Source organism: Methylomonas sp. LWB, from assembly GCF_001856095.1.
Taxonomy (GTDB): domain Bacteria; phylum Pseudomonadota; class Gammaproteobacteria; order Methylococcales; family Methylomonadaceae; genus Methylomonas; species Methylomonas koyamae_A.
On record NZ_MKMC01000067.1, the window covers coordinates 179054 to 205600 of the forward strand.

26 protein-coding genes are annotated in these 26547 nt (G+C 55.9%); 4 read left to right on the top strand and 22 right to left on the bottom strand.

The genetic code is table 11. The features are described 5' to 3' along the window. Positions 1-2: 2 nt before the first annotated feature. The 5 genes from BJL95_RS20475 to BJL95_RS20495 form a co-directional block, all read right to left on the bottom strand. Positions 3-1016: a dihydroorotate dehydrogenase-like protein gene (locus BJL95_RS20475; protein WP_064030677.1), complete on the bottom strand. Its 1014-nt coding sequence runs from the start codon at positions 1014-1016 to the stop codon at positions 3-5. Beyond that, positions 1009-4644 carry a pyruvate:ferredoxin (flavodoxin) oxidoreductase gene (gene nifJ, locus BJL95_RS20480; RefSeq protein WP_071160535.1) on the bottom strand — a complete coding sequence of 1212 codons (3636 nt, stop codon included), beginning with the start codon at positions 4642-4644 and terminating at the stop codon, positions 1009-1011. Before nifJ ends, BJL95_RS20475 begins: the two co-directional genes overlap by 8 nt. A gap of 332 nt (positions 4645-4976) precedes the next feature. Beyond that, complete coding sequence (locus BJL95_RS20485; protein ID WP_071160536.1) at positions 4977-5507, bottom strand: hypothetical protein; 531 nt, start codon at positions 5505-5507, stop codon at positions 4977-4979. A gap of 60 nt (positions 5508-5567) precedes the next feature. After that, the gene (locus BJL95_RS20490) at positions 5568-6011 is read right to left on the bottom strand and encodes an SRPBCC family protein (protein WP_313730741.1); all 444 of its coding nucleotides are present in this window, start codon (positions 6009-6011) and stop codon (positions 5568-5570) included. A gap of 128 nt (positions 6012-6139) precedes the next feature. Further along, positions 6140-6508 carry a hypothetical protein gene (locus BJL95_RS20495; protein WP_082885634.1) on the bottom strand — a complete coding sequence of 123 codons (369 nt, stop codon included), beginning with the start codon at positions 6506-6508 and terminating at the stop codon, positions 6140-6142. 213 nt (positions 6509-6721) lie between these two features. On the opposite strand from BJL95_RS20495, the gene BJL95_RS20500 reads away from it, so the two are divergent. Beyond that, positions 6722-8089: a hypothetical protein gene (locus tag BJL95_RS20500; protein ID WP_254786859.1), complete on the top strand. Its 1368-nt coding sequence runs from the start codon at positions 6722-6724 to the stop codon at positions 8087-8089. 2 nt (positions 8090-8091) lie between these two features. Here BJL95_RS20500 and BJL95_RS20505 read toward each other — a convergent pair whose 3' ends face one another. Further along, positions 8092-8601 (bottom strand): O-acetyl-ADP-ribose deacetylase, encoded by a 510-nt coding sequence (locus BJL95_RS20505; protein ID WP_071160538.1) that lies wholly within the window; start codon positions 8599-8601, stop codon positions 8092-8094. Positions 8602-8663: 62 nt separating this feature from the next. On the opposite strand from BJL95_RS20505, the gene BJL95_RS20510 reads away from it, so the two are divergent. Together BJL95_RS20510 and BJL95_RS20515 are read left to right on the top strand one after the other, a co-directional pair. After that, a complete protein-coding gene (locus BJL95_RS20510; protein ID WP_064030738.1) occupies positions 8664-8876 on the top strand; it encodes a DUF2905 family protein in 213 nt (70 codons plus the stop codon). A 14-nt stretch (positions 8877-8890) separates the two neighbouring features. Continuing rightward, on the top strand, positions 8891-9397 hold the full coding sequence (locus BJL95_RS20515; protein ID WP_064030682.1) for a YqiA/YcfP family alpha/beta fold hydrolase: 507 nt from the start codon (positions 8891-8893) through the stop codon (positions 9395-9397). 32 nt (positions 9398-9429) lie between these two features. On the opposite strand, the gene BJL95_RS20520 is transcribed toward BJL95_RS20515, so the two are convergent. From BJL95_RS20520 to BJL95_RS20585, 14 genes are all read right to left on the bottom strand, one after another. Then, positions 9430-9768 (bottom strand): hypothetical protein, encoded by a 339-nt coding sequence (locus BJL95_RS20520; RefSeq protein ID WP_071160539.1) that lies wholly within the window; start codon positions 9766-9768, stop codon positions 9430-9432. A gap of 330 nt (positions 9769-10098) precedes the next feature. Then, on the bottom strand, positions 10099-12630 hold the full coding sequence (locus BJL95_RS20525) for a 6-hydroxymethylpterin diphosphokinase MptE-like protein (RefSeq protein ID WP_071160540.1): 2532 nt from the start codon (positions 12628-12630) through the stop codon (positions 10099-10101). A 67-nt stretch (positions 12631-12697) separates the two neighbouring features. Next, positions 12698-13552: a flagellin gene (locus BJL95_RS20530; protein WP_064030685.1), complete on the bottom strand. Its 855-nt coding sequence runs from the start codon at positions 13550-13552 to the stop codon at positions 12698-12700. Positions 13553-14147: 595 nt separating this feature from the next. After that, complete coding sequence (gene fliT, locus BJL95_RS20535; RefSeq protein ID WP_071160541.1) at positions 14148-14471, bottom strand: flagellar protein FliT; 324 nt, start codon at positions 14469-14471, stop codon at positions 14148-14150. Beyond that, positions 14471-14857, bottom strand: coding sequence for a flagellar export chaperone FliS (gene fliS, locus BJL95_RS20540; RefSeq protein ID WP_064030687.1), 387 nt, complete (start codon positions 14855-14857; stop codon positions 14471-14473). The genes fliT and fliS overlap by 1 nt, the downstream gene beginning before the upstream one ends. 18 nt (positions 14858-14875) lie before the next feature. Next, a complete protein-coding gene (gene fliD / locus BJL95_RS20545; protein WP_071160542.1) occupies positions 14876-16279 on the bottom strand; it encodes a flagellar filament capping protein FliD in 1404 nt (467 codons plus the stop codon). Between the two features lie 34 nt (positions 16280-16313). Next, entirely contained in the window at positions 16314-16751 is a 438-nt protein-coding gene (locus BJL95_RS20550; protein WP_064030689.1) for a flagellar protein FlaG, read from the bottom strand. Between the two features lie 69 nt (positions 16752-16820). After that, on the bottom strand, positions 16821-17669 hold the full coding sequence (locus BJL95_RS20555; protein WP_064030690.1) for a flagellin: 849 nt from the start codon (positions 17667-17669) through the stop codon (positions 16821-16823). 133 nt (positions 17670-17802) lie between these two features. Continuing rightward, positions 17803-18855 (bottom strand): nucleotidyltransferase family protein, encoded by a 1053-nt coding sequence (locus BJL95_RS20560; RefSeq protein WP_071160543.1) that lies wholly within the window; start codon positions 18853-18855, stop codon positions 17803-17805. After that, positions 18852-19496 carry an acetyltransferase gene (locus BJL95_RS20565; RefSeq protein ID WP_071160544.1) on the bottom strand — a complete coding sequence of 215 codons (645 nt, stop codon included), beginning with the start codon at positions 19494-19496 and terminating at the stop codon, positions 18852-18854. Before BJL95_RS20565 ends, BJL95_RS20560 begins: the two co-directional genes overlap by 4 nt. Then, the gene (gene neuB / locus BJL95_RS20570) at positions 19493-20563 is read right to left on the bottom strand and encodes an N-acetylneuraminate synthase (protein ID WP_071160545.1); all 1071 of its coding nucleotides are present in this window, start codon (positions 20561-20563) and stop codon (positions 19493-19495) included. The genes BJL95_RS20565 and neuB overlap by 4 nt, the downstream gene beginning before the upstream one ends. 18 nt (positions 20564-20581) lie before the next feature. Then, entirely contained in the window at positions 20582-21073 is a 492-nt protein-coding gene (locus BJL95_RS20575; RefSeq protein ID WP_071160546.1) for a hypothetical protein, read from the bottom strand. Position 21074: 1 nt separating this feature from the next. Further along, on the bottom strand, positions 21075-21701 hold the full coding sequence (locus tag BJL95_RS20580; RefSeq protein ID WP_064030695.1) for a hypothetical protein: 627 nt from the start codon (positions 21699-21701) through the stop codon (positions 21075-21077). Then, positions 21698-23470 carry a VWA domain-containing protein gene (locus BJL95_RS20585; RefSeq protein ID WP_071160547.1) on the bottom strand — a complete coding sequence of 591 codons (1773 nt, stop codon included), beginning with the start codon at positions 23468-23470 and terminating at the stop codon, positions 21698-21700. Before BJL95_RS20585 ends, BJL95_RS20580 begins: the two co-directional genes overlap by 4 nt. Positions 23471-23599: 129 nt before the next feature. Here BJL95_RS20585 and BJL95_RS20590 point away from each other — a divergent pair, with 129 nt between their 5' ends. Then, entirely contained in the window at positions 23600-24772 is a 1173-nt protein-coding gene (locus BJL95_RS20590; RefSeq protein ID WP_071160548.1) for a phosphoglycerate kinase, read from the top strand. Positions 24773-24828: 56 nt separating this feature from the next. Here the strand turns inward: BJL95_RS20590 and BJL95_RS20595 are convergent, their stop codons facing one another. Then, complete coding sequence (locus BJL95_RS20595) at positions 24829-25602, bottom strand: hypothetical protein (RefSeq protein ID WP_064030698.1); 774 nt, start codon at positions 25600-25602, stop codon at positions 24829-24831. Positions 25603-25610: 8 nt separating this feature from the next. Next, positions 25611-26492, bottom strand: a complete 882-nt coding sequence (gene hslO, locus BJL95_RS20600) for an Hsp33 family molecular chaperone HslO (protein ID WP_071160549.1) — start codon at positions 26490-26492, stop codon at positions 25611-25613. Between the last annotated feature and the right edge of the window lie 55 nt (positions 26493-26547).

Below are 26547 nucleotides of genomic sequence, written 5' to 3' on the forward strand. Positions count from 1 at the left end.
AACTAGCGCAGCACGCCGACGGCCGGCGTATAACTGTCCAGCACCTGCACATAGTTGGCGCGCTCGTAGGCACTTGGGTCGATGGCATGTTGTTGACTGACGCTACCCTTCATTTGCGCGACCGAGGTATATTCGTGCTCGCGCAGCCAAATCAGCAATTCGTCAAGCAAATCGGTCAGCCGGTCGGCACCGTGCTCCAGCAACACGCTGCACAAATGCACGACGTCGGCGCCGGCCAGCAAGGCCTTGACGACATCCTCGCCGCGATGAAAGCCGCCCGTTACCGCCAGCGACAAATTGACTCGCCCGTACATCAACGCGGTCCAGCGTATCCGCAGCAAGGCTTCGGCCGGCGTGGACAATTCCAGTTTCGGCACGACTTGCAGCGTATCCAGATCGATATCCGACTGGTAAAACCGGTTGAACAGCGCAACGCCGTCCGCGCCCGCCGTCGCCAACCGCCGCACGAAATGCAGCGGCGAACTGAATTGCGGCGATAGCTTCAGCGTCAACGGAATGTCGATCTGGCTTTTCAGCTCCCGCAGTATATGCAGATAACGCTCCTCGACGGCTTCGCTGTCATCCTCGGCATTGGCCGCCAGATGGTAGATATTCAGTTCCAGCGCGTCGGCCCCGGCCTGTTGCAACGCCACCCCGTATTCCAGCCAACCGCCCAGCGAAGTACCGTTCAGGCTGGCAATGACCGGGATGCTTAACTCGCCTTTCAACTTATGCAAGTGCTCTAGATAGCGCTCTTGATAGGTTTTGATCTGATCCGGCACCGGATGAAAGCTGTCGGCTTCGCCATATCCTAGGGCTTGGCCGTAGTAAAACCGTTCCATCTGCAATTGCTCGGCTTCGATTTTTTCCTCGAACAACGACGGCATCACGATGGCCGACGCGCCGGCATCCTGCAAGCGGCGGGCGCCGTCCAGATCCTTGGCCAGCGGCGATGCCGACGGCACCAGCGGGTGAGCCAGCTTCAGGCCCAGGTATTCAGTCGTCAAATCAACCATGTTGGCTCTCCGGGGCAATGTCGGCTTTGATCTGGGCCTTGGCGGCGGCCACGCTGGCGGCCTGACTCCAATCCAGCGCCGCCAGTTGTTGGTAATAGCGGTAGCGGTTTTTCACGTCCTGTTGTGCCTGTTGCAAGAAGGCTTCCGCATCGTCGGGATGGGTTTGCCAAAGCATGCTGAAGCGGGTTTCGCTCATCACGAAGTCGCGATACGGAATCGAAGGCTCGGCCGAATCCAGATGCATCGGATTCTTGCCTTGCTTGATCTTGGCCGGGTCGAAGCGGAACAGCGGCCAATGCCCGCTCTTGACCGCCAGATTTTGCTGGCGGTGGTTGTTGGACATATCCACACCGTGGGCGATACACGGCGCATAGGCGATGATGATGGACGGCCCGTCGTGGGCCTCGGCCTCCAGAAACGCGCTGATGGTCTGGGTATCCTTGCCGGCGTAGGCCACATGGGCGACGTAGACGTTGCCGTAATCCATCGCCAACAGCGCCAGGTCTTTCTTCGCGGTAGCCTTGCCGCCGGCCGAAAACTTGGCGACCGCGCCGAGCGGCGTGGCCTTGGACGTCTGGCCGCCAGTGTTGGAATAGACTTCGGTATCCAGCACCAAAATATTGACGTCGCGCCCGCTGGCCAGCACGTGATCCAAGCCGCCGTAACCGATGTCGTAGGCCCAGCCGTCGCCGCCGATGATCCACACGCTTTTTTTGCATAAATAGTCGGCCAGCGGCAGCAAGGCTCGGGCGGCCGGTTGGTTCAAGGACGGCAAATGCTGCTTCAATTCGCCGATGCGCTGGCGCTGCTCGTAGACACCGACTTCGTCGGACTGGTCGGCGTGCAGCAGTCCGTCCACCAATTCGCCGCCCAGCACTTCGCGCAGACTCAGCAACAACTCGGCGGCCTGTTCGGCCTGCTTGTCGATCGCCACCCGCATTCCCAGGCCGAACTCGGCGTTATCCTCGAACAGCGAGTTGCTCCAGGCCGGACCGCGGCCGTCTGCGTTTTTGGTCCAAGGCGTGGTCGGCAGATTGCCGCCGTAAATCGACGAACAACCGGTGGCATTGGCGACGATCATCCGATCGCCGAACAGTTGCGAGGCCAATTTGACATAAGGGGTTTCGCCGCAACCGACGCAAGCACCGGAAAATTCGAACAAGGGTTGCAGCACCATCGCTCCCTTGATCGTGCTGGTCTTGATCAAGCGCCGGTCGTATTCCGGCAGACCCAAAAAATAATCCCAGTTTTGGCTTTCCGGCTCGCGCAGCGGGGCCTGCGGCGCCATGTTCAGCGCCTTGCGGCTGGCGTTGGATTTGTCGCGTATCGGGCAAATATCCACGCACAAGCCGCAACCGGTGCAATCCTCGGGCGCCACTTGGTAGCTGATCGACAAGCCGGCCGGAAAGTCCTTGCCCAGCATCGCCGCATGCTTGAAGGTGGCCGGCGCGTCGGCCACCGCAGGGGTCGGAAAGATTTTGCTGCGGATTGCCGCGTGCGGGCAAACCATCGGGCACTTGCCGCACTGGGTACATAAATCGGTTTCCCAGACCGGGATCGCCAGCGCCAGATTGCGTTTTTCGTAGGCGGCGGTACCGGTCGGGAAGGTACCGTCGGCCGGCATCGCACTGACCGGCAACGCATCGCCGCGGCCGGCGATGATTTCGCCGGTGACTCGGCGCACGAAGTCCGGCGCGTTGGCGGCGACCGGCGCCTGTAGATCGAATGTGCTATCGGCCCGGCCTGGTAACATGACCTGATGCAGCCCGGACAGGGTTTCGTCGATGGCCTTGAAATTCAGTTCGACGATGCGTTGGCCCTTTTTACCGTAGGTTTTTTCGACCGCATGCTTGACCGCCGCGATCGCCTGCTGTTGCGGCAAGACCCCGGAAATCGCAAAAAAGCAGGTTTGCATGATGGTATTGATGCGCTTGCCCATGCCGCATTGTTCGGCGACCGCATAGGCGTCGATCACATAAAAGCGGATGCGTTTTTCCAACATCTGGCGCTGCATCGTCGCCGGCAGGCTGTGCCAGATGCGATCGGCTGGCTCGGCGCTATTCAACAGAAACACCGCGTTGTCGGCGGCGTTAGCCAACATATCGTAACGTTCCAGGAAGATGGTTTGATGGCAACCGATGAAGCGAGCGTCGCCCCGGCCGATCAGATACGTCGAGCGAATTTGCTTGGGCCCGAAGCGCAAATGCGACACGGTGATCGCGCCGGATTTTTTCGAGTCGTACACGAAATAACCCTGGGCGTGCCAATCGGTTTCCTCGCCGATGATCTTGATCGTATTTTTGTTGGCGCTGACCGTGCCGTCGCTACCCAGGCCGTAAAACATCGCCTGAAAGGTATCGGCATGGGCGTCGGTACGAAAATCGGCGTCCCAGTCCAAACTGGTATGGCCGACGTCGTCGAGTATGCCGATGGTAAATTGATGCTTGGGCCTTTCGCGCTTGAGTTCGTCGTAGACCGCCTTGACCATGCCCGGCGTGAATTCCTTGGAGGACAAGCCGTAACGGCCGCCGACCACTCGCGGCAAAGCGGCGAATTTGCCGCCGGCGGCAAAATCCTGAACCAGCGCCGCCAGCACGTCTTTGTACAAGGGCTCGCCGTCGCTGCCCGGCTCCTTGGTCCGATCCAGCACCGCGATTCTGCGGCAACTGGCCGGTAAGGCTGCGATCAGCCTATCGGCGGCAAACGGCCGGTACAGGCGCACTTTCAGCAAGCCGACCTGTTCGCCTTGCCGGTTCAGAAAATCCAGGGTTTCCTCGGCCGCCTCGGCCCCGGAACCCAGCAGCACGATCACCCGCTCGGCTTCCGCCGAGCCGACGTAATCGAACAAGCGGTATTGGCGGCCAGTCAAACCGGCGAACCGATCCATCGCCCGCTGGGCGATGTCCGGTAGCGCCGCGTAAAACGGATTGACCGATTCGCGGCCTTGAAAATACACGTCGGGATTTTGCGCGGTGCCGCGCAGTACCGGCCGATCCGGCGTCAGCGCCCGGTTACGATGCGCGGCAACCCAGGCGTCGTCTATCATCGCCCGAATCACGTCGTCGCCGACTTCGACGATCTTCGCCACCTCGTGCGACGTGCGGAAACCGTCGAAGAAATGCATGAACGGAATTCGGCTTTCCAACGAGACCGCGTGAGCGATCAGCGCCAAATCCTGGACTTCCTGGGGCGAATTGGAGCACAGCATCGCGAAACCGGTCATCCGCGCCGACATCACGTCGCTGTGATCGCCGAAGATCGACAAGCCCTGGCAAGCCAACGAGCGGGCGGCGATGTGAAACACCGCCGGACTCAGTTCGCCGGCGATCTTGTACATGTTCGGCAGCATCAGCAACAGGCCTTGCGACGCGGTAAACGTCGTCGCCAGCGTGCCGGCCTGCAAAGCGCCGTGTATCGCGCCGGCGGCGCCGGCCTCGCTCTGCATCTCGATGACGCGCGGCACGGTACCCCATAAATTGACCTGACCGCGCGCCGACCACTCGTCGGCCCATTCGCCCATCGCCGAGGACGGCGTAATCGGATATATGGCGATGACTTCGTTGAGTTTGTGGGCGATAGTCGCCGCGGCCTGATTTCCGTCTATCGTAAGCGTTCGAGGATTTTCCATGACACAACCTTGATGCTAAGGTGAATGGCGCCGCCCGGCGGCAGCCTCTGAATTCGCTGGCGTCCCTCTCCGATTCGCCGGCGGACTGGGTCGGGCGTAGCAAACTTTAGCGGCTGCGCGAGGCTCTCCGACCGGTAAAGTTTTCGACGCCGTGATTAACCCTACTAAGCATAGTCAAAAAATGCTTGCGCAAAATTTGGTCAATTTGATGACAGCCTAATGGCAACGGCGAATGGCGGCGATTGGCAACCGCTTAATCACAAACTTATCCACAGCTTTTGTGCATAACCGTACTTTAGGACAATAGCCTGAAAGTGGCGGCCATAAGGAATTCAATCGCGAATCGGTATCCGCCCCAATTTCTGCTCTATGCCGAGAACGGCACGGTTAAGTAGATAAAAATGCCGGTCCTCGACAAACTGCAAGCCCAACATGTAGAAAATCGGTCCCCAGAACGGGTTGATCAGCATGCCGCCGAGCACGCTTTTAGCGGTCCTCGACAGATTCCGTAACGGATTGAACGCCACCGCCAAGGTTTGCCTGGGGTGCTCGGCAAACACCTCGGCAATCGGCTGCAATTGACACAGTTCGCGTTGCTCCAGTCCGGCCGAGGAAACCGCCAGTTTTTTAGCCATTTTGGCAAAATGCCATCGCGCAACCGTTGCCGACACCGCAAACACCAGGGCCATCAACGGTAACAGAATTTTCGGCGGTAGCAACGGCGCGAATATCGGCGCCAGCAGCACGAGACCATATCCCAACATCACCAGATCCTCGCCGCGTTCGACGTCGCGGTCCAGATGCTCGACTATACCGGCGACTCGATTGCCGGCCTGTAACGGATAACTGTCTGATTCAACCATGTCGCTCGCCTCCGCAATGAATTCGAGAGGGTTCGATTTAATGCTTGTCGCGGGAAAAAGTCAATCTTCTGAAAGAGTAACGGCCGGCAACGGCCAACGCGCTTGCAACACCTCGGCCCGCCACTGGAAAATCCGCTGTAATCGCATTCCGATCAGGCAGTAATGCAACAATTCACCCATCCAGCCCCAGCGCATCGAGTAAAACACGATGTCCGCCACTTCTACTCCGCTTCGGCAAGGCGTCACGACTACTTCGTGGCTAAAGAAAGCGAAAGGACCGACGCGCTGCTGATAGACAAAACGTCGCGGCGGTTCGCAATAGCACACTTCGGACAACCAAGCCATCGGCCATCCGAAAACCGCGCGCATTCGGTATGCAATCAGTAAACCAGGATAAATTTCCTCGGGCACCGGCGAGGCAATATCGACGTGAAAAAAATCCGGGGTAATCGCGTTGAGATGCTGAGGCGACGAGAAAAAACGCCAAGCCTGTTCGGGAGCCACATTCAGATGCTGAGATCGGTGAAGGCGATGAATAACCATGACGTAGTGAGTTCTATATCCGGTTGGACTAAACGCCAATCTACCGCGAAAAAGGTCAAACGCCAGTATAAACCGGCGCAAGTATCGCTTTAACGGTCGCCGTCGCGGTCCGGATCGCGAATTTCAGCAATCAGATCGCCCAAATTCTCTTTTTGTCGCAAAATGAAATTTCTACTCTCCACGGCGGTGCGGCCACTGACGGTCAGTAATTCCTTGCGGTATTTGTGCGCGAAATAGCCGCTGGCAATGCCTGCCACGAACAAGCCCAGCGGGCGCCTGACAAAAGCTTTGGCGATACTCCGACTGGCATGGCTGATGCCGGAAATCACAATGCCCATCACCACACCTTTAACCAGTATTTCGCCGTTGGTCGGCGGCGCCATCCTCGCCGACTTAGGTTTACGGATTTTCTTTTGCGGCATTTCCGCGCCTGCTTCCAGTGGTTTTTTCTGTTTCATCCCGCGACTCCAGTACAAATTGATCGAAACCGTCCTAACGCCCCAACAGAAGGCATGCCTGAAAACGCAAATGCTGCTTGACCGACATATCGCTATTCTCTAATCTTCCGCGACTTTTGGCGGCCGGTCAAATTTCCTTAACCGGCGTTCGGTTCGGCTCGACCCGCGCTATCATCGCGGCTCGAACTTTGCGCCCGCGGAAATAATCCGTCAATGAACAGTCCAAGCGAAATGCCGGCGGAAAACGCCGAACTTCCAGAATCCGAAACCGCCTTCCACCACGGAATACCGATGCCCATGCCGCTTTCGCCTATCGCCACTATTCCCTTTCGCGCCGAACAATTGAACGGCTCCTGCCGCTGCGCTTCGTTAAACCGTAAGGCCTTGCGCAAATCGCTAGCGGACTCGATGAACGGCGATGCACTGTACCGCATGCTGACCGAGGAGCGGCCGCATTTGTGCGCCGACGTACCGGTATTCGTCAGTCAATCGGATCTGGATCGGCAAGCTGAAATCATTGCCGCACTGGAACGGGTAATCGCATTACCGGCGTTTCGGGAACAGGTATTGAGCCGCGCGCCGCTTAGTGCCGCTCACCAAACCCAAGCTACCGGTGTATTTCTGGGTTACGACTTCCATCTAGGCACCGATGGCCCACGTTTGATCGAGATCAATAGCAACGCCGGCGGTGCGCTGATCAATGCCCAGCTGATCCGCGCCCAGGACACTTGCTGCGAAGTCGCCGACCATCGGCAACCGGGCCACCCGCCCATAACTCCGCCCGCGCCGGAAGCGGCCTTCGTCGAGATGTTTCTCAGCGAGTGGCGCGCGGAACGCGGGATTCAAGCGCTGCGGACCATCGCCATCGTCGACGAGCAACCCGAACAACAATACTTGTATCCGGAGTTTTTGCTGTTCAAACAACTGTTCGAAGCGCACGGTTTGCAAGCCTGGATTCTCGACCCCAGTGCTCTGGAATATCGGGACGGCGGCGTCTGGCACCAGCAAACACGAATCGACCTGATCTACAACCGCTTGACCGATTTCGGCCTGGACGAACCCCAACATGCGGCATTACGCGCGACATACCTGGCCGGCGCCGCCGTGGTCACACCTCACCCGAGAAACCACGCCTTATACGCCGACAAGCGCAATCTGATCTTGCTGAGCGACGACGATTATTTACGAACCCTGGGCGTGGATAGTCAAACCCGGGCGGTATTGCGCGAAGGCGTCGCCAAAACCATAGCCGTCGCATCGGAAAACGCCGCTGCCTTGTGGGCGGAACGCAAACGGCTATTCTTCAAGCCCGCCCGCGGCTACGGTAGCAAAGCGGCATATCGGGGGGATAAACTGACCAAACGGGTGTTCGAGGACATTCTGCAAAACGATTACGTTGCCCAATCGATCGTCCTACCCAGCGAACGCCGCCTGGACAGCGGCGATTTGAAACTGGATTTGCGCCACTACGTGTATCGGGGCGAAACTCAATTGGTCTGTGCCCGGCTCTATCAAGGCCAAACCACCAACTTCCGGACGCCCGGCGGCGGCTTCGCGCAAGTCGTGGCGATTGCCGAATGAGATCAAACCCGCTCCAGCAAATGCCGATATATCGCCAGTTCGGCCGCGCCGAAACAGCAAAAAATCACGTCGACCTCGTAACGCGTTAGCTTAAGAGACTCGCTAACCTCCGCTACCGCTATTTCGGCGGCGGCTAGTATCGGAAAACCGTAAGCGCCGGTACTGATGCAGGGAAAGGCGATAGACGACAAAGCGTGCTCGCCGGCCAACGTCAACGAATTGTGGTAACACGCGGCCAGTAGCTCGGCTTCTCGATGAGAACCGCCTCGCCAGACCGGACCGACCGTATGAATGACGAATTTGGCCGGTAAGCCGAACCCTTCGGTAAGTTTCGCCTGCCCAACCTGACAGCCGTCCAAGCGGCGACAGGCGGCCAACAACGCCGGACCGGCGGCCCGGTGTACCGCACCGTCAACCCCGCCGCCACCCTGCAGCGAGGCGTTCGCGGCATTGACGACGGTATCCACCGCCAACGTGGTAATATCCGCTTGCAAGGCCTGCATAGTCCGCATTAAAACTCCCGGCCGATTTGGGCCTGAAACGCAGTCCGCCTGAAAAGGCGGAGGATAATCTAATGGTAGGCAAAATTTTGACGATTGCCGGCGCCGGTCTGTTATTGCTCGGCTTGGCAATAAGCCATGCGCCTTGGCTGTTGAATTGGTTCGGCAAACTACCCGGCGATATTTCGATTCAAACCGAAAACAGTCGAGTCTTCATTCCGATCACGTCGATGCTGGTCGTCAGCCTGTTGCTGAGCTTGCTAAGCCATCTGATTTTGCGGAAATAACGTTACCCGTCTCTATGAAACACTTAGTCATCTACAACCACGGCATGGACAGTATTCCCTGGGGCGAGAAGGCCTTGGCACTGGCCGACGTCGCCGAGCGGCGCGGGTTTCATTTCAAAAGCATCGATTATCGGCCCAACAACGATCCGGACTGGCGGGTTTCCCGACTGCTGGCCGAAAATTTGCCTACCTACGATAAGCTGGTCTTGGTCGGTTCGAGCATGGGTGCCTACGTCGCCACGGTCGCCGCCGAAACACTGAATCCGCACGGTTTGTTCCTGATCGCGCCCGCCTTCTATCTGCCGGGGTACGCCCGCGACCGTTTCGCACCGGGGACTACGAATATCGAAGTCTTTCACGGCTGGCGGGACGACGTGGTCCCGCCGGAGCATGCCTGGCGATTTTGTCGGGAACACGGCGCCCGTTTGCATCTGTACGACGCCGATCATCGCTTGCTCAGCATTCTGCCGGCGATGGGCTTAGCTTTCGACCGTTTTCTCGCGGCGTTAAGCGTCGACTAATCCATAGCACAAGCACATAGGAAACCGACCGACTAGTAACGCCCGTTACCCAACCAAGCACCCGCCGCCGCGCCAACGCCGGCCGCCAACGGATCGCCGCCACCGAACTGATAACCCATCGCCCCGCCGACCACGCCACCCAATAGTCCTGTCGGTGAACGCTGTTCGTAACGGTAATAGACCGGCGGTGGCGGCGGTGCATAATAGCGAGGTACCGGTACGTACTCGACAACTCTAGGCGGCATGTAGATGATCCGCTCCCGAATTATCGGGCCGTGCCCATGGTGGTGGCCGTGATGCCAACCGTGACCGTCGGCGCTAACCGCCGACGAAAATATCAAGCCAACAATCATGAATTTCAAAGTGTTCATCGCATAGCTCCTTTTCCTGGGTGCTTGGACCAGAGCATGCGCCGCGACACTTAATGTTGACTTAAAATCGAACCTCGGGCGACTAAACAGATAATAGAACTTACGCCATCTCGATTGCCGGGCTGGGCAGGCACAAGTCGAATGCCTTACTCCGCCAGCAAGGTAATCGCCAGTCGTTGTTAATCGTGCGCGTCACAGTTAGTTTGGACCACAAAACGTCCATTGCCGACTTCCTTGAGTAGATGGTTGGTGCGCGGCTTCCCCGTGACTAAAACGATCCTTCAATTCGCCGTCGGAATAGGCGACCTTATCGGCGACGCTGTAGTTTTCTCAACCGACATCCGCCGAACCAACCGCCGAGTCGGCTCTGATTTTGGCTAATTGCAAGCGCATCGCCAAGGCCGCCTCCAATCCCGGCTTGTTCGTCAACAAGTGATCGAGCATCAATTCAGCCGCTTCGTAAATACCCTGATCCAGATATAAACGCGCCAATTTCAACTGAGCGGCGCTATCGTCCGGAAACCTGCGAATGTAGGCATTGTAAGTGTCGATCGCCACCAGAATGTCGCCGTGTAAGCGCTGAATCTCGGCATACCAAGGCTGGTAAAGCGGATTCAACCGCGACAGGCATTCCAGTGCCAGATTGGCGTAATACACGTCATCGCGCTCGACCGCGATCACGACGATACGCGCCAGCGCTTCTTCCAACAACGAGTCCCCACCGTCGACAATCTGGCGATACGCATCCAGCGCCGCATCGTGATCGCGTGCCAACTCAGCCAAATAACCGGTTATCAGTGCTTGATACGGCGCGACATTTTCCGGTTCAGGGTGTTTTCGCAGACTATTTCGCAAGTCCGCCAATTCTTCGACTTTTTGATGTTTGAATAGCATCCCCGACCGTTGCCTCAGGTTTTGCAAGCTGCTTTGGCCTTTGGCTTGAACAAAATGCCGGGTTTCCCTATCGTGCAGTACCCGTAGATAGGCGCTATCCAATTCGGCCAGCTCGTGTTGCAGCGCCGCCGGGATTAATTCCGCCGCGAAACGCCGGCGCCATAAACGGACGCGACCGAAACTTCGATCCTTACGGGCTTGAGCAATCAATACGCTAAAATCCGGATGCAAGGCCAGCTCCTGTTGCCTGGCCAATACTCTGTCGATCGAGGCTTCGATCAACTGCAGCAGCTTAGCCGCGCCGTCGCGATAGGCATCGTAAAATACGTTACCAAGCTGTTTTGCCTCTTCGGCGGTCCAATCCTGGTCGTTAAACGGTTTCGCCAGCTTGATAAAACGGCGTATGCCGAACTTCTTAACCAAGCGGCTGTAGTGGCGGTGTTCGCGCTTGAGCTTTTTCTCGATTTTATCGAGCTTCTGCTTGTCCTTGTACTCACCAATCACGCCGTGTTCGTTGTACATCGCGTCGTTGATACGTCGGGCGTCTTCCACCAGTTTGGCGATGGAGCGAATCTGAAATCGCGCTCTACGCAAATCCGTCAAGGCCTTGACGTAATACGCGGCTTCCTCGTCGGAACCCGCCAGGCGTGATTGAACAATGTCGGCTACATCAACCGCTGTTTGCGGCAAATCGAGTTCTGCAAGCGCTAGATAGCGTATGCCGTCGACTTTGGCGGCATGCTCGGACACATTGACGATGTCGCAACCGGCGGCGGATAGATGACGGGCTTGCAACGCTAGCGAGTGTATCGCTTGGGCAAAGTCGCAACTGGTCGGCGCCATGCCGCCAGCGTTTGTCTGCACTTGCAGGGACGTCAAATTGAAGCGCGGCCCGGCCAGCGCTTCGTTACTGCCTTTGGCATGGGTAAAGCCGTCGCGGGTAAAACATAAATCAACACCGGCCAGTACGATTCGCCGGAAGCCAAAACGATAAGCCACCTGCAGTGCTGTGTTCGTCACGGTCGGTCCAACGCTTTCCAGGTTGGGGCAATTCAGATCGCTGGTCCAGGGCAAGCGATCGCCTAAATACAAGGCCAGGCCTCGCCATTGATTTAACAGGGTAGGCACGGTGTGATGGGAACAGACGAAAACGGTGCGCTCGTCGAACTCCAGCATTTCCTTGCTAATATCGAAGCTGAGTTCGGTCGGATCGACCGAAAAAATGAAGTCGGGATATAGATCGGCTTGCAACAATTGTCGGGCGATCCTGGAAACGGCAAAAACGACCAAACGGTCGCGATGGGTCCTGACCCAAGGCAGCGCGCTATCCAAGGACGGGCCGCCGGCCAACAGAACCACAGTTTTACCGGCGAAGGCCCCCGCCAACAATTTGGCGGGCAATTTGTTGTCGGCAATGTTATGGATTTGCCGGGCAATGAATGCCTCCGCGCCTAATTCGACGCTGGTCTGCCAATGCAGTTGCGACAATAGTTCGGTAACATGCCAACTCAGCTCGGCATATTCCTCTATATAGTCGTCCTGGGCGCAGATTGCATTGTATGACCGGACCGCATCGATATAGAAATAGTCGGTAATCTTAAAGCGACCGATAGCGTCCGCCCAATCGCTCATCGCGATACAGGCCATACGCTCGTCCATACCCGTCAATAAACCGTTAGCGTCGAGCGCCGCTAGTACCGACTCCGGTTCGATAAACAGATAGCGGGTTCCGTTAGGTAGCGGCCTCGCTTGCAAATAACGAAGCAGTAAACCGGAATCGGTGCCGATTATGACGTTTAACGCGTCTTCTTCGAACAAAGCCTTGCCGAACTTCGTATCGAATAGCACCTCGGCGCTAACCTTATCGAAGCCGTGCCGATTCAGGTTGTAATAGTACCGTTCCCCGAAATCGTTAACGCACAATGGCCCCAAGCGTTGTTCTTCCGAACCCTGTTCGCACTGTGTCATGTTTGGAACCCCGGTTAGTCGGCATCTCGACCATTATCCCGTTTGCACGGCTAAACTCAAGCCGGCGTTATTGCAACAACTGCAAGACGCCTTGCGTTACTTTGTTGGCCTGCGCCAGCATCGCGGTTCCAGCCTGTTGCAAGATTTGGCCGCGACTCAAGTTCGAAGTTTCCGAAGCAAAATCGGCATCCATAATCCGCGAACGCGCCGAACTTTGATTTTCAATAGACGATTGCAAGTTGGAGATCGTCGTCATAAACCGGTTCTGAATCGCACCCAAATTGGAACGGAACACGTCGACTTTTCGAATCGCGGTATCGATTGCGTTAATCGCCGACCGAACGTTGTTTGAGGTCGCGTCGGAACCGATCGACAATTTAGTGCCAAACAAGGCGCTTAAGCTATTAACGGTCGCCAAATCCGAGACTGTCACCGAAATTTGGTTGTCGGTCGCGGTGTTGGCACCGATCTGAAAATTGGCATTTTTTAACGAACCGTTCAAAATTTTCTTGCCGTTGAATTCGGTATTTTGAATGATACGCTTGACCTCGGCACCCAATTGCTTGAATTCCGTCTGCAATTTTTGTCGGTCTTCGGTACTCACCGCCGCCCGGTTGGCCGCTTGCACGGCAAGGTCGCGCATGCGCTGCAAAGTCTCTGTGATGGTTCCCATCCCCGCCTCAGCGGTTTGCGCCATCGAAATGCCGTCGTTGGCGTTGCGCATCGCGACCGTCATGCCGCGAATTTGCGACGTCATTCTATCGGCTATCGCCAAGCCGGCCGCATCGTCCTTGGCGCTGTTGACTCGCAAACCAGAGGACAGACGCTCCATCGACGTTTGCAAACTGTCGTTCGTCCTGCTTAAAAACTTTTGGCTGTTCAACGAAGCGATGTTCGTATTAATGACCATTGATGATGGCATGATCGTTCTCCCGGTTTATCCTGAATGAAGTAGGCATGTTTGCCGCCATCCAGAGTCAATCACTTTCCATGCCAACAAATAAAATTACTTTATTTTCAATAAATTATAAAATTTTGCTTCGTGAAACATCCCCTATCTATTCGTAGCGGCAACGGGATTTTGCCGCTCCGCTTGCCGCCAACGCCGGCCGGCGACAATTTTTTGACGACACGCCGCCGTACAATTATCGGACGCGCCTAATAGTCTTCCCTCGCCGCTAAAAGCAGACTGAGACAAGTCTCGACGGGATTTTGCCGAAGCTTTACTGCCGTAAAAGATTGGCCTCGCAAATGACCGTTGAACACTAAAACCGGCGACCTAACATTTCCGGCCCTGCCATTTTTACGACACGTTCAGATTGATAGCTATTTTCGAGATCCGAAGAATTCCGGAAGAGGGGATCAGCGAGGAAGCTGATTTGGCATTTCGATAGGATAAAGAATGAGTTTACTTCTACTTGGAGTTGATGCAAGAAAAGCTCAAGCCCCCTTAGCAGAAGATTGAACCAATCTCGCGGAAGCCGATCTTGAGCAGTTTTCTAAACTGGCGATTGAACTTAACCAGCGCGATATGCCCGCAACGCCCGCTTGCCTTTTTCGAAAGCCAATTGATTGGTCTTGGCTTGAGCTTGAAGTTGTTGGATCTGCGCCAGAAACGCGTTATCCAGTTCGGCCACGTTCCGCGCGAACTGCTTCGCCTGAGGTTTTTCCGATTCGGCTAGCGGCATCGTCGCTAACGCCTCCAGCCAAGCCTGCCTATCGTTCAATAAAACCGACAAATTTTCCCAGTCCTCCTGGGTTATGTGGCCTTTTATGGCTGCGTTAAATTGCTCCAGACGCTCTTGCCAGGCCAGGAAATCAACGCGAGGACCGGTTGCCATCACGCAATCGCATCCCAAGCTTCCTTAATGTCGCGCATCAATGTCGCGACTTCGTTAAGCTTGTCTTCGCTGTTTTCGCGACTGGCTTCCAATAGCCGGATATTCATATAGTCGTATAGTTGGCGCAGATTGGCCGCGATTTCGCCGCCACGTTCCAAATCCACTGCTTCGTTCAAGCCGCCAACGATGCCGATCGCCTTGGAGATGTAGATGCTTTTGGCCTCCATGTCATGATGGGCTATCGCGCCCTTCGCGGAGTTGACTCTAGCCAAGAAACCCTCCATCAACATCTGAATCAAACGATGCGGAGAATCCTCTCCGAGACCGCTGGAAGTGTGCACATCGGCATATTGCCTAGCACCTCTCTTATGGGCATCTACATACATGGGAATCCCCCTTCCGGTTTATAAATTATTGATCCAACTTGTCAAAAATGAACCAGTCGAATTAAATTGCCCGACCAGCACATCCATCGCGGTAAATTGCTTTTGCAAGGATTTCTGAAAGTTATCCATCCTAACCTGCACGTCGGTCCGCCTATCTTCCAATGTGGTTAATTGCTTTTTCAACGAGCTTTGCTGAGTATCCAAGTTACCGCCGGACTGCAACAAGCCCGTTAACGTCGAGTCCAGACGGGTGGCAACACCGTCGCTTGAAGAAAACACATCGCCGACCGAATCGAAATCGGCCGCCAAGGCGGTATCCAGCTGGGTACTGTCCAAGGACATCACGCCATCTTTATCGATTTTGACGCCAATTAACGCTAAGGAGTTGTAATTGCCTGTCGCCGACGAAACCACCGAGGTCGTATTTGTCCGCACTTGGCTGGTGACATAACGTAAGGTGGCATCGCCAATTAACGCGCCGTTACCGTCGCCGCTGCCATCGGTACTGCCGCCGTATTTGCCAAGGTCTTTGGTGGTGGTGTGCAGTTTGTTGTAAGCGGTAACGAAACTGTTGATAGACTTGGTAATCGCGGCCTTATCCACACCGATGTCTATGTTTACCGAAGTACCAGGCTCTTGGGACTGTAAATTGAGCGTCACTCCCGGTAAGACATCGGTGATAGTATTGCTGCTACGCGTTGCAGTCTGTCCGTCCACCTTAATAATCGCGTCTTGGGCAACCGATGGATTATCGAAATTCGTCGAAAACAACTGAGACAGCCCGGAAGTATCCGTATCGTTGCCGTCGCTATCGCTACCACTGACAGTAAACGCATTCGTCGTGCCGCTGTTTTTGGCTGTCAACACCAGTTTAGATACCGTGCCGGTTCCGGCGGCATTGTCGACATTAACGATGCTGGCGCTGACGAAACTATTGCCCGACGCGCTATTGATCGCATCACGCATTTTCTCCAGCGTATTGTTACTACTGTCCACGGTCAGGCTGAATGTCGAACCCGAAGTCGCGGTAAACGATAAAGTACCGGTACCGACCGTCGTAGTCGTAATATCGGAAAACTCGGCTTTGGCGATCGACTTTTGAGCCTTGGCCAGCTGGGTCACTTCCAGCGAATATGAACCGGCAACCGCCGAGGCTCCGGCGGTTGCCTTCAAAATAGATTCGTCGGAGGAGGAAGCGGTGTGGGTCTTAAAAACACTACCGTCTTTCAACGAAGCGAGCGCCGTCTGAAAGTCTGACAGTCCGCTCTTCAACGTACCCAAGCCGCTCAACCGGGCGTTGGCGGCGTCCTCCTGACGCTGAATCGCGTTGAAGGCCGGCTGGCCCTCAGCGGTTACCAATTGAGAGACCAGCGAATTAATGTCGATACCGCTACCGATACCTGTCGTGGAAACTATGCTCATGACACCCTCCTCAACGAACCGCCGCTATCCCACGCTAAGCCCGATCCTGAATAACCGAACCTTGATGCCCGTCTAACTCTTGCATTCGCCTGATAAACGCCAACATTTCCTCCGACGGAATTTGCCTTACCACATCGCCGGTTTCGCTATCGACAATCTTGACGACCAATTCTTGCGTTGAATCGTCCACTTTAAATTGCAGATTGCGGGTTACGGCCTGCAACAGCGAATTGCCTTGATCGGCCGCTTGCTTTACCGTATCCAATGTCACTTTAGCGTCGTTCTGCTTGTCCTCGTCCTGTTTCGAATTCAAAGAAGACGCCGTTGAATCGCTTTGCAACGCAGACACCGCCGAACTGGCTTGATTCGCCTCGGTTCTAGTGCTGGAAAACGACTTTTCATCCGTTTGCTTATCGGTTTTCACAACAGTCAAGGGGGCTAGCTTCAGCACATTTGAAATTTCACTATTCATGATGCTCACCCTATGTTGTCAGTGTTAAAGGAAAGATTGCGCCATGACGGCGCAATCTTCCTATCCAAACTACCGGAGCAAACTCAAGACGTTTTGCGTAGACTGATTCGCTTGCGCCAACATTGCGGTACCCGCTTGTTGCAGAATTTGCTGTCTACTCAAGTTCGATGTCTCTGTCGCGAAGTCCGCATCCAGGATCCGGGATCTTGCCGCGCTTTGATTCTCGATCGACGAGTTCAAGTTGGCAATTGTCGTTGTAAACCGGTTTTGAATCGCACCCAATGTAGATCTAAAAGTATCTATCTTTTTGATCGCGGTATCAATCGCTGTCATTGCCGATCTGACGTTTCCAGAGGTCGCCATCGACCCAATCGACAATTTGGTACCGAACAAGGCGCTCAAGCTGTTGACCGCGGTTAAATCGGAAATATTCACGGAAACCTGGTTATCCGTGGCGGTATTGGCACCCACTTGAAAGTTAGCGTTTTTCAACGAACCGTTCAAAATTTTCTTACCGTTGAATTCGGTATTCTGAATGATACGTTTCATCTCCAAACCCAATTGCTTGAATTCGGTTTGTAATTTCTCGCGGTCGGAAGAACCGACCGCCGCCCTGTTGGCCGCCTGTACGGACAAATCGCGCATCCGTTGCAAGGTATCGGTAAGAGCGCCCATGCCGGACTCGGCCGTTTGCGCCATCGAAATGCCGTCGTTCGCGTTACGCACCGCCACCGTCATACCCCGGATTTGCGATGTCATCTTGTCGCTAATCGCTAAACCGGCCGCGTCGTCTTTCGCGGAATTCACCCGCAAACCGGAAGATAAGCGCTCCATCGAAGTCTGCAAAGACATGTTGGTATTGCTCAAAAACCTTTGACTGTTCAACGAAGCTACGTTTGTGTTGATTACCATTGCCATGATGTTACCCTCCAAAATCCGAAAACTGAGCCGCCGCCGGAATTATTTGTTTTGGTTGATTTACGAAAAAAAGGTTTGTTTTCAAACTCGCTGGATGTATCGGCCCCGATTTGAAATCCTTTAACCCTCGTCATCAAAAATATTTGGCGAATTCGCCCTGCGCGCGCAGAAAATCGGCTTCCCGACCAATATCCAGCCAATAGTCGTTCACCGGAAACATAGACACCGTCTCGCCTAGCGCGATTTGCTGGTTAAACAGCGTCGGCATATCCAGGCTTTTCTGGCCGGTGATCCCTGCAATCAAACTGTGATCGAGCACATAGATTCCGGCGTTGGCCAAGCAGCTCTGCAACGGCTTTTCCTCGATACCGACGATCCGTTGCTGTTCCAACATCACGACGCCGTAAGGAATCTGATACTCGTACTGGCGGACGCACATCGTCGCGATCGCTTGCTGTTCGTTGTGGTAAGCCAACAGTCGCGAAAAGTCGATCTGGGTCAAGATATCGCCATTCATGACGATCAACGGCACGTCCGGCAAGCTATCAGGCAGTAACCCGATCGCACCGGCCGTCCCCATCGGCTCGACCTCGTCGATATACCGAATGCTTATCCCCCAGCGATCGCCCTCTCCGAAGTAATCCTTGATCTGGTCGGCCCGGTAATGCACCGCGATAAAGAATTGGCGGAAACCCGATTTCACGAAATTTTCGATGATGGTTTCCAGAATCGGCTTTCCGCCGATTTCTAGTAATGGTTTCGGCCTATCGTCGGTATAAGGCCGCAGCCGTTTGCCGAATCCCCCCGCCATCAAAAACACCGGATTCGGAAAAGCCGGCTGCTTGTATAAAGCCTGCAGCGATTCCAAGCGCACCACTCGGCCACGCTCGTCCACCACCGGCAACTGATACAAATGATGCCCCTCCATCACCGCGATCAATTGGGTCTTACTGTCGGTCTCGCTGGCCACCTTAGGCCGCTTGTTCATCACTTCGCCGACCGGATGCTCCAGCGCCAGGCCCCGAATCAAGGCTCGGCGAATGTCGCCATCGGTAACCACCCCAACCAAGCGCCCGTCTTCATCCACTACCAACGCGATTTGCAGCGCGCCGCGGTCGATCACCTCTATCGTGGTCCGTAACGTTGCTTCCGGACTTATCACTACCTGCTGCCAATGCTGTTTCATGATTCTATATTCTTGAGCTGCGATCGGGCCGGATAGACAATTTGCCGAACCGCAACGTCGCGCGTCACGACACTGCCGGCACCTATCACGCTACCCGCGCCCACGCGAATTCCTTGGATTACGACCGCGCCGGCACCGACATGTGTCCTATCGCCAATTTCGACACCTCCGCTTAACACCGCGCCCGGTGCGACATGCACGTGGCGGCCGATTACGCAGTCGTGCTCGACGATGGCACCGCTGTTTACGATGGTGTTCTCAGCAATATGCGTGCCTGCCTGAATTATGGCGCCCGCCATGATTTGCACGCCAGCCGCCAATTCCACGCTCCCCGCCAAAAAACACGTCGGATCGACGACATGACCGAAGCGGTAACCGCGCTCGGCGAATGTCTCGAAAAGTCGAGACCGCGTGCCGGCGTCACGGGGCAGCGAGCCAAGCCCGTTTATCAGCGCAATGTCTTCTGAGCCGTAATCGGCAACGATCTCATCCCCGCCCAATACAGGTAGGTCGAGCCAACTATCACCTTGTCGCTTGACCGGGTCGGCGACCCCCAGAATATCGACCTCCAGGCGCCGCAAAATATCCAACAACACCTTGGCGTGCCCCCCGCTACCGAGCATAATCACCGGCAACTTCATGAAATCAAGTCGTCTACTTGATAGGCGCGCGAGCTGGTTTGTCCCAACATCCGCCAATATTCCATCGGGCTCAAGCCTGTGCCCGGCCGTTTGGCCGCCAAATTTTCGACGCTGAACGGCTCGCCAATCGCAATATCCGCGGCTGCCACCAGACTTTTGCGTACCACATCGCGATTTTGCAACTCGATCGGTTGCGGGATTTTGCCTGCACCTCCCAAAGCCAACTCGACTGAGCGAATAGCCGCTACCATTTGCGTCAGTTCCGCCGGTTCCAGCGAAACCCGATGATCCGGCCCCTGCAAGCCTCTATCCAACGTAAAATGTTTTTCGATCAACACCGCGCCGCGTGCCGCCGCGGCAATCGGCACCGCCAACCCCTCGGTATGATCGGAATATCCCACCCGCAAGCCGAACGCTTGCGCCAGCGTATCCATCGCCCGCAGTTGAACGTGTTCCAGCGGCGTCGGATACTCGCTGGTGCAATGCAGCAACGTGACTTTTTCTCGCAGTGCCGCCTGGCCGGCGTCGCAGCCGTAAGCTTGCCGAAACCGCGCCAAACTCGGCCGCTGCCAACCTAAGAAGCCGAAGGCCAACACCCCCAGCGCGGTCTCCACCTCACCCAAAGTCGCCATGCCGGTGGACAACACAAGCTCTTTTCCGGTCGCGGCGTGAGCCAGCAAAAATGGACCGTTGGTAATTTCACCGGAAGGTACTTTCAGTTGCCTAACGCCGATTTCGCCGGTCAAGAATGCCAAGCTGTCGAAATCGAACGCGGTCGATAAAAACTCGATACCGTGCTCGGCGCAGTAGTCGCGCAATCGCACGTGGAATTCGTATTTCAGCTCCAGTTTCCGCAGCATCGCCAGTTGGCTCTCGCCGGCATCGGTGGTTTCTCGCTGATAGGCCGCCTTGCCGGCCTTACCGGTCACCAGTTTGTCGGCTTTAAAGGTTTGAAATTTGACCGCATCGGCGCCCGCCGCCACCGCAGCGTCTATCAACGCGATTGCGGTGTCCAGGTCACCGTTATGATTCACGCCGGCTTCGGCGATGATATAGATACTCGTCATCCTGTCGTTCTCAAAAACTCAATCGAACACGTCGCCCCAATCCGGCGGCGGGTTGCCGGCGGCGGACTTCTCTTTTTCGTCGGAAGGCTCGGTCTCTTGCACGCTGTTGTCGTCCGGCGACTCTTCGCCGGCTACTTCGGCCGCCTCGGAACCCGGCATCGAACTGAGATAACTGTTCAGCAAGCGGCACAAACCGTCGTAAAAGCCGCTAACCGCCTGCTGTTGCATTTGCTGCTCGAAAAAACCGTGCAAAAACTGTTTTTCGGCCAAAATCAGACTTTCGGATAACTCCCGCGCCTTTTGCTCGTCCAGCCGGTATTTGCCGACGAGCATCTCAGCCATTTGATCGCTGCGCTGGCCCTGCCGGTCCTTGATATCGTCCAACAAATGCTCCAGCTCCGCCTGACTCTGTTTGCGCTTGCGCCAAGCGACCAGCATCAAGGCAACCAATGCGATCAACAGCACCAACAGCAGATTGACCAACACCACGACCAGCAGCGATTCGTCCATACTACTCCTCTGCCTCGCCAGCGACATTGATCCGGATGCTGTGTTCGGCTTCCGCGAACACTTGCAACATTTTCTTACTGCTGTTTTCCAATTCCAGCGCCGTCTGATTGCCGCTAAACACGCGGGTATATTCGGCGGAAATTTCGTCTATGGTTTTCATCGCGGTGTCCAGCTGTCGAACCAGTTGTTGGTTGATGCGCTCCATGGCCGCCAGCTTGTCGACCTGCCCAACGGCGCCGCTTGTCGGCTCGGGGTGATCGACCAATAGATTCTGGTACGGCTCGGCCAATTCGTCGATTTTTCTCTCGATGTCGGCCAGTGTCGCCAAATCCCGCTGTAAAAACAGCCTAAATATTTGCTGGAACAGGGCCCTCTCGGCTTTGAGTACCGCCGCCAGCACCGATTCGACCGTTTCGACCGGCAAACCGCAGTCTTCGCCTAGAAATTGTTCCAACCGATGTTGTTTGACCAAACTTTGCTCGTCCATTTGATCGATAAAGCGGTCGACTTCCGCCATTTCCCGGCCACGCCGGTTCCGAGACAGGAAAAACAACACTGCCATGAACAGTACCAATACGACTAGGGCTTCCGCCATCAGCACCACGACGACCGAGTCGAGCTGAATCATGCCAACCTCTCCAATAACGCTTGCTGTTTGCGAAATTGCGCTTGCTTAAAGGCCCGGTAACCGAAATAACCGGTTCCGGCGATCAGCAGGTTCAACCCCAGCACAATGCCGGTAACCTGCAACCAATTGGTCTCGCTCACGGGCTCTCCATGAGCGTCCTCGCTCTCTCCCGCGGCCGCATCGCCGTGCGTCGCGCCGTGCTCCGCATCGGCCGCGACATCCGGTTCGGCCGGATGTGTCTCGGAGGCAGTCGGCTCGGCGACAAACCAACTATCGTCTATCGTGACCGGCGGCACCAACGGTTCCAACGTGTTACCGTCCTTGCCGCGGGCGGTAACACTAAAGCTGACTTGTGTAGTCCCGCCGACCGGAATGTCGGCCAAAACCAAGTCCCAGCGCCCGTCGTGCGCGGCCAACGCTCTGGATTCGCCGGCTTGACCCGCTCGGCCGATGCTGACATTGACGGACATCCCGGTCGTGTCCAGGAGAGCGGTATCGGGAACCAAGGTCAGCGTGACCCGACGCGCGGCAATATCGATCTGCTTTTCGATGGCAATCGGTGCCGCCACCACTTCAAACTCATGGACGATTTCACGCCGGAAAGTCTTGCCGTCGGCCACGACCCGTAACAGATGCTTACCGAGCCCCGGATTCAGCGCATTCCAACCAAAGTAGCCCGCTTCGCCAGTCGCCGCCATATTGGTCGGCGTCTGCTGGTCCACGGTAACCTGCAAGCTCAGCATCGCCAGAAAATCCGCCCTGTCAATCAATTGGCCGCCATCGGTAAAATGCGCTTTGACGGTCAAACCCTGCTTTTCGGTTAAGAAATTCGGCAATTCGCCCAGTTGCAATTTCAAGTCGGTCACGATCATGACTCGGTTATCCGGGTCCACCTCCGCTTCCAGGCGCCATTCGCCGGCGCGCGGCTCTCTGACGGTTATCAGATCGTAATTGGCGCTCTCCAGCCAGGACACGTTGCCGGAGGCGCTTTGCTTGCCAAGCTTTCCGCCGTCCGGCGTCCACAACAAAGTCGGCGCCGCGCCGGGCTTCTTGAACACCAGCACCGAAAACTCCTTGATGCTGGCGTCCACCTCGAAGCGATTTCCCGCCAACGGCAGACTGTCCTTGGGCGCGGCCTTTTGCGCCATCTTAACGAAAACCCGCTGTAACTGGTCGGCCGACTCGGCGACTTCGGCCCATCCGCCGGTCTCGCCCGCCAAGCGTTGCAACAACTCCTTATCGGCTTGAGCGGACAACGCGATGGTCTCGACCTTGACCCGCATTTGCTGCAAGCGCGGTATCCATTCGCTAAGGATACGCTCGCGCGAATCGGCACTCTCCATAATGTCCTTGGAAATATCGACGAAACCGTCGGTCAGTAAAATCAGATGTTTATTTCCCGTTCCCGCAAACCCACCCTCCAAGACGCTTTTTATCGCGTCCTCGATATTGGTATAGAGTCCGTGCGAGTGAATATTCGCTGTAGCCTTGCCGGCTTGCTGTTTCCAAGCGGGTGAAACCGCGTCGCTAGCGGAAAGGACCTCGGTTTTTTCAGCGAACAAACGTAAACCGGCCTTGGCATTATCCGGTAATAAGTTGACCAGCAAACGGCTGGCTTCAATCCGCAAATTATGCGGATCGTTTTGCTTCATACTGCCGGACACGTCGATCAGCACTTGAATCTCGTCGGTCGCCGGCACTTGCGCCTGGAGACATGCGCTCCAGGCGATCAACCAGCCGATCACCGCAAAAATTAACGCTTTGGCCATGAATCTATCCGCGAAAGAGGGCAATAGATTGCAAATATAGTTCAAGCCTCTCACGGGAAGACGACTTTTATTCGGCCGGCGCCGGTTACACTTTATAATGGCGACACTATTACACACAAAGGAGAGCTTATGTCTATCAAACGAATGGTCGATCTGGATCTGGCAGGCAAGCGCGTGTTGATCCGCCAGGATTTGAACGTGCCGGTGAAGGACGGCAAAGTCACCAGCGATTTGCGCATCCAAGCCAGCGTACCGACCGTGGAAAAGGCCTTGGCCGGAGGCGCGGCGGTCATTTTGATGTCGCATCTGGGCCGTCCCACCGAAGGCGAATACGACGAAGCTTCCAGCTTGAAACCGGTCGCCGAACGTTTTTCGCAATTGCTCGGCAAACCGGTGCGGTTGGTGAAAGATTGGCTGGATGGCGTGGATGTCGCGGCCGGCGAAGTCGTGCTGTGCGAGAACGTCCGCTTTAACAAAGGCGAGAAGAAAAACAATGCCGAGCTGGGCCAAAAGATGGCCAAATTGTGCGACATCTTCGTGATGGACGCCTTCGGTACCGCCCATCGCGCCGAAGCCTCCACCCACGCCGTCGCCGAATACGCGCCCGTCGCGTGTGCCGGCCCGTTGCTGGCGGCGGAGCTGGACGCGCTGGGCAAGGCGCTGGAAACCCCGGCTCATCCGCTGGTCGCCATCGTCGGCGGCTCCAAGGTGTCCACCAAGCTGACCGTGCTGGAATCCTTGTCCACCAAGGTCGATCAATTGATCGTCGGCGGCGGCATCGCCAATACCTTCATCGCGGCGGCCGGCTACAACGTCGGCAAATCGTTGTACGAAGCCGATTTAATCGCGGAAGCTCAAAAACTGATCGCGGCCGCCAAGCAACGCGGCGCCGACATCCCGGTACCGGTTGACGTGGTCTGCGCCAAGGAATTTTCGGAATCCGCCGCGGCAACGGTCAAAGCCGTTAGCGACGTGGCCGACGACGACCTGATCTTGGACATCGGGCCGGAAACCGCCCGGCAATATGCCGACATTCTGAAAACCGCCGGCACCATCGTTTGGAACGGCCCGGTCGGCGTGTTCGAAATCGATCAATTCGGCGAAGGCACCCAATCGCTGTCGCTGGCGATTGCCGAAAGCCCGGCGTTTTCGATTGCCGGCGGCGGCGACACCCTGGCAGCCATCGACAAATATGCTATCGCCGACAAAGTGTCTTACACATCGACCGGCGGCGGCGCCTTCCTGGAATTCCTGGAAGGCAAGGAATTGCCGGCCGTGGCGATTCTGAAAACCCGCGCGTAACCGCGGCAAGCTAGGCGAGGCGAGGCCAACCGGCCGCCTCGCCACTTATCGGTTATCTACAAGCCCGCCACCTTTTTTTCGTCTTCGTCCTGGAAATTGCGATAGTTGATCGATATTTTTAGTCCGGCAAAGCGGCCGGACATTTTGACCAACTCGGACGTGGCCTTATCGAAGGTCAGGCGCACTTCGCTCAAAGCCCGATCTTCGTAACCTTCCTCGATCTCGCGGGCATCCAAGCGGAAGTGGTATTTATAAATTTCCTGTTTGTCTTCATTCTCGACTTCCAGCGGTTCACCCAATTGTTTGACCACGACAGCCTTTTTCGGCAGTTTTGCGGCGATTTTTTCCATCTGGTCCGCTTTGGCTTTCAACTGCTGTTTTTCTTCATTGATCTCGGCACCGCCCAACGAACGGAACGAAGCTTCCAAAAACTCCGGCGGCGCAATCTGTAAAAACAGATTGGAAAAGGTCCAGTCGGTGATTTTGTCTTCTTTATTAAAGGCCAGATCCAGATAAAAACTGATTTCCGGATTGATCGGCTTGCCGTCCTTGTCGATCTTGCGAAACCAATAGCGCCATTTTTTGCCATCGCCGATTCTTTCCTCGCTGCTGGCGTGCAACTTGGCCAACGACACGAAATCTTGGCTTAGCAACCTCGGCTCCTTGAAATGCACGGTGAAATCGTCTTTAGACGTCACCGCGAAATAGCGGTCGAATTCGTCCATTTGCAGATAAGTCTGATAGGCGTGCAGCCAGTGCAGGCAGCCGGTCAACGTGGAGAGCAGGCCAAAGGCCAACACTAATCGAAAAATGCGGGTGACTTTTTTCATGCGCGTCCTCAATGTCTGGTCGGCGACGGCAGGCCGCTGTCGACCGCCGAATTGTTCAGTAAATGCTCGACATCGACTTTGTCGTAGCGGTATTGGGCTCCACAGAACTGGCAATCGACTTCGATGTCGTCGCGTTCGCGCAAAATAGCCTCCAACTCGGACCGTCCCAACGCCGATAAAGTGCCGGCAATTTTTTGCCGCGAGCAACTGCATTGAAATGCCACCGGCTCGGCTTCGTATAGTCTGACCTGTTCCTCGTGAAATAAGCGATGCAAGATGTCCTCGCAGTCCAGGCCCAGCAATTCGTCGGCGGTGACGGTGCCGGCCAGGATTTCCAAACGTTCCCAATCCGCTTTGTCGGCGGATTCCCCAGGCAAGGCTTGCAGAAGCAAGCCGGCGGCATGCGTGTTACTCGCAAACAACCACAAGCGGGTATCGAGCTGCTCCGACTGCCGAAAATAAGTCGTCAGTACCTCGGCCAAACTGTTTTCGGTGACCGCGACGATGCCTTGGTAGGGTTCGCCGCTGTCGGACTCCACGGTTAACACTAGTCGGCCGCCGTTGCCGATCATTTCCCGCAACGTTTCACCGTTCACCTCGGGTTGACTGCGCACCAGCCCGCGAATCCGCCGCTCGTTGCTGGATTGGGCGACCAGCGCGCGCAGATCGCCGCCACCCTGAACCTGCAAAATCATCGCGCCCTTAAACTTAATGGTCGCCGACAATAGCACCACCGCCGCCAGTGCCTGTCCAAACTGAGCGTCGACCGCGTCGTTCGGCAAAGACTGATGCTGCTTAGCATCTTGCAAGCTGTGTTGCAACCTGACCCATACGCCGCGCGCACCGGCTTCTTCAAATAGAAACCGCCTTAAACAATCTTGTTGTGTCATATCGTTCCGAAACCTATCCAAATCGAGACGGGATTATAATCCCCGCCATGCTTCG

Bases quoted from the DNA above. Each gene is read 5' to 3' on its own strand.
- BJL95_RS20475 (WP_064030677.1), bottom strand. From the start codon at position 1,016: ATGGTTGATTTGACGACTGAATACCTGGGCCTGAAGCTGGCTCACCCG.
- nifJ (WP_071160535.1), bottom strand. From the start codon at position 4,644: ATGGAAAATCCTCGAACGCTTACGATAGACGGAAATCAGGCCGCGGCG.
- BJL95_RS20485 (WP_071160536.1), bottom strand. From the start codon at position 5,507: ATGGTTGAATCAGACAGTTATCCGTTACAGGCCGGCAATCGAGTCGCC.
- BJL95_RS20495 (WP_082885634.1), bottom strand. From the start codon at position 6,508: ATGAAACAGAAAAAACCACTGGAAGCAGGCGCGGAAATGCCGCAAAAG.
- BJL95_RS20500 (WP_254786859.1), top strand. From the start codon at position 6,722: ATGAACAGTCCAAGCGAAATGCCGGCGGAAAACGCCGAACTTCCAGAA.
- BJL95_RS20505 (WP_071160538.1), bottom strand. From the start codon at position 8,601: ATGCGGACTATGCAGGCCTTGCAAGCGGATATTACCACGTTGGCGGTG.
- BJL95_RS20510 (WP_064030738.1), top strand. From the start codon at position 8,664: ATGGTAGGCAAAATTTTGACGATTGCCGGCGCCGGTCTGTTATTGCTC.
- BJL95_RS20515 (WP_064030682.1), top strand. From the start codon at position 8,891: ATGAAACACTTAGTCATCTACAACCACGGCATGGACAGTATTCCCTGG.
- BJL95_RS20520 (WP_071160539.1), bottom strand. From the start codon at position 9,768: ATGAACACTTTGAAATTCATGATTGTTGGCTTGATATTTTCGTCGGCG.
- BJL95_RS20525 (WP_071160540.1), bottom strand. From the start codon at position 12,630: ATGACACAGTGCGAACAGGGTTCGGAAGAACAACGCTTGGGGCCATTG.
- BJL95_RS20530 (WP_064030685.1), bottom strand. From the start codon at position 13,552: ATGCCATCATCAATGGTCATTAATACGAACATCGCTTCGTTGAACAGC.
- fliT (WP_071160541.1), bottom strand. From the start codon at position 14,471: ATGGCAACCGGTCCTCGCGTTGATTTCCTGGCCTGGCAAGAGCGTCTG.
- fliS (WP_064030687.1), bottom strand. From the start codon at position 14,857: ATGTATGTAGATGCCCATAAGAGAGGTGCTAGGCAATATGCCGATGTG.
- fliD (WP_071160542.1), bottom strand. From the start codon at position 16,279: ATGAGCATAGTTTCCACGACAGGTATCGGTAGCGGTATCGACATTAAT.
- BJL95_RS20550 (WP_064030689.1), bottom strand. From the start codon at position 16,751: ATGAATAGTGAAATTTCAAATGTGCTGAAGCTAGCCCCCTTGACTGTT.
- BJL95_RS20555 (WP_064030690.1), bottom strand. From the start codon at position 17,669: ATGGCAATGGTAATCAACACAAACGTAGCTTCGTTGAACAGTCAAAGG.
- BJL95_RS20560 (WP_071160543.1), bottom strand. From the start codon at position 18,855: ATGAAACAGCATTGGCAGCAGGTAGTGATAAGTCCGGAAGCAACGTTA.
- BJL95_RS20565 (WP_071160544.1), bottom strand. From the start codon at position 19,496: ATGAAGTTGCCGGTGATTATGCTCGGTAGCGGGGGGCACGCCAAGGTG.
- neuB (WP_071160545.1), bottom strand. From the start codon at position 20,563: ATGACGAGTATCTATATCATCGCCGAAGCCGGCGTGAATCATAACGGT.
- BJL95_RS20575 (WP_071160546.1), bottom strand. From the start codon at position 21,073: ATGGACGAATCGCTGCTGGTCGTGGTGTTGGTCAATCTGCTGTTGGTG.
- BJL95_RS20580 (WP_064030695.1), bottom strand. From the start codon at position 21,701: ATGATTCAGCTCGACTCGGTCGTCGTGGTGCTGATGGCGGAAGCCCTA.
- BJL95_RS20585 (WP_071160547.1), bottom strand. From the start codon at position 23,470: ATGGCCAAAGCGTTAATTTTTGCGGTGATCGGCTGGTTGATCGCCTGG.
- BJL95_RS20590 (WP_071160548.1), top strand. From the start codon at position 23,600: ATGTCTATCAAACGAATGGTCGATCTGGATCTGGCAGGCAAGCGCGTG.
- BJL95_RS20595 (WP_064030698.1), bottom strand. From the start codon at position 25,602: ATGAAAAAAGTCACCCGCATTTTTCGATTAGTGTTGGCCTTTGGCCTG.
- hslO (WP_071160549.1), bottom strand. From the start codon at position 26,492: ATGACACAACAAGATTGTTTAAGGCGGTTTCTATTTGAAGAAGCCGGT.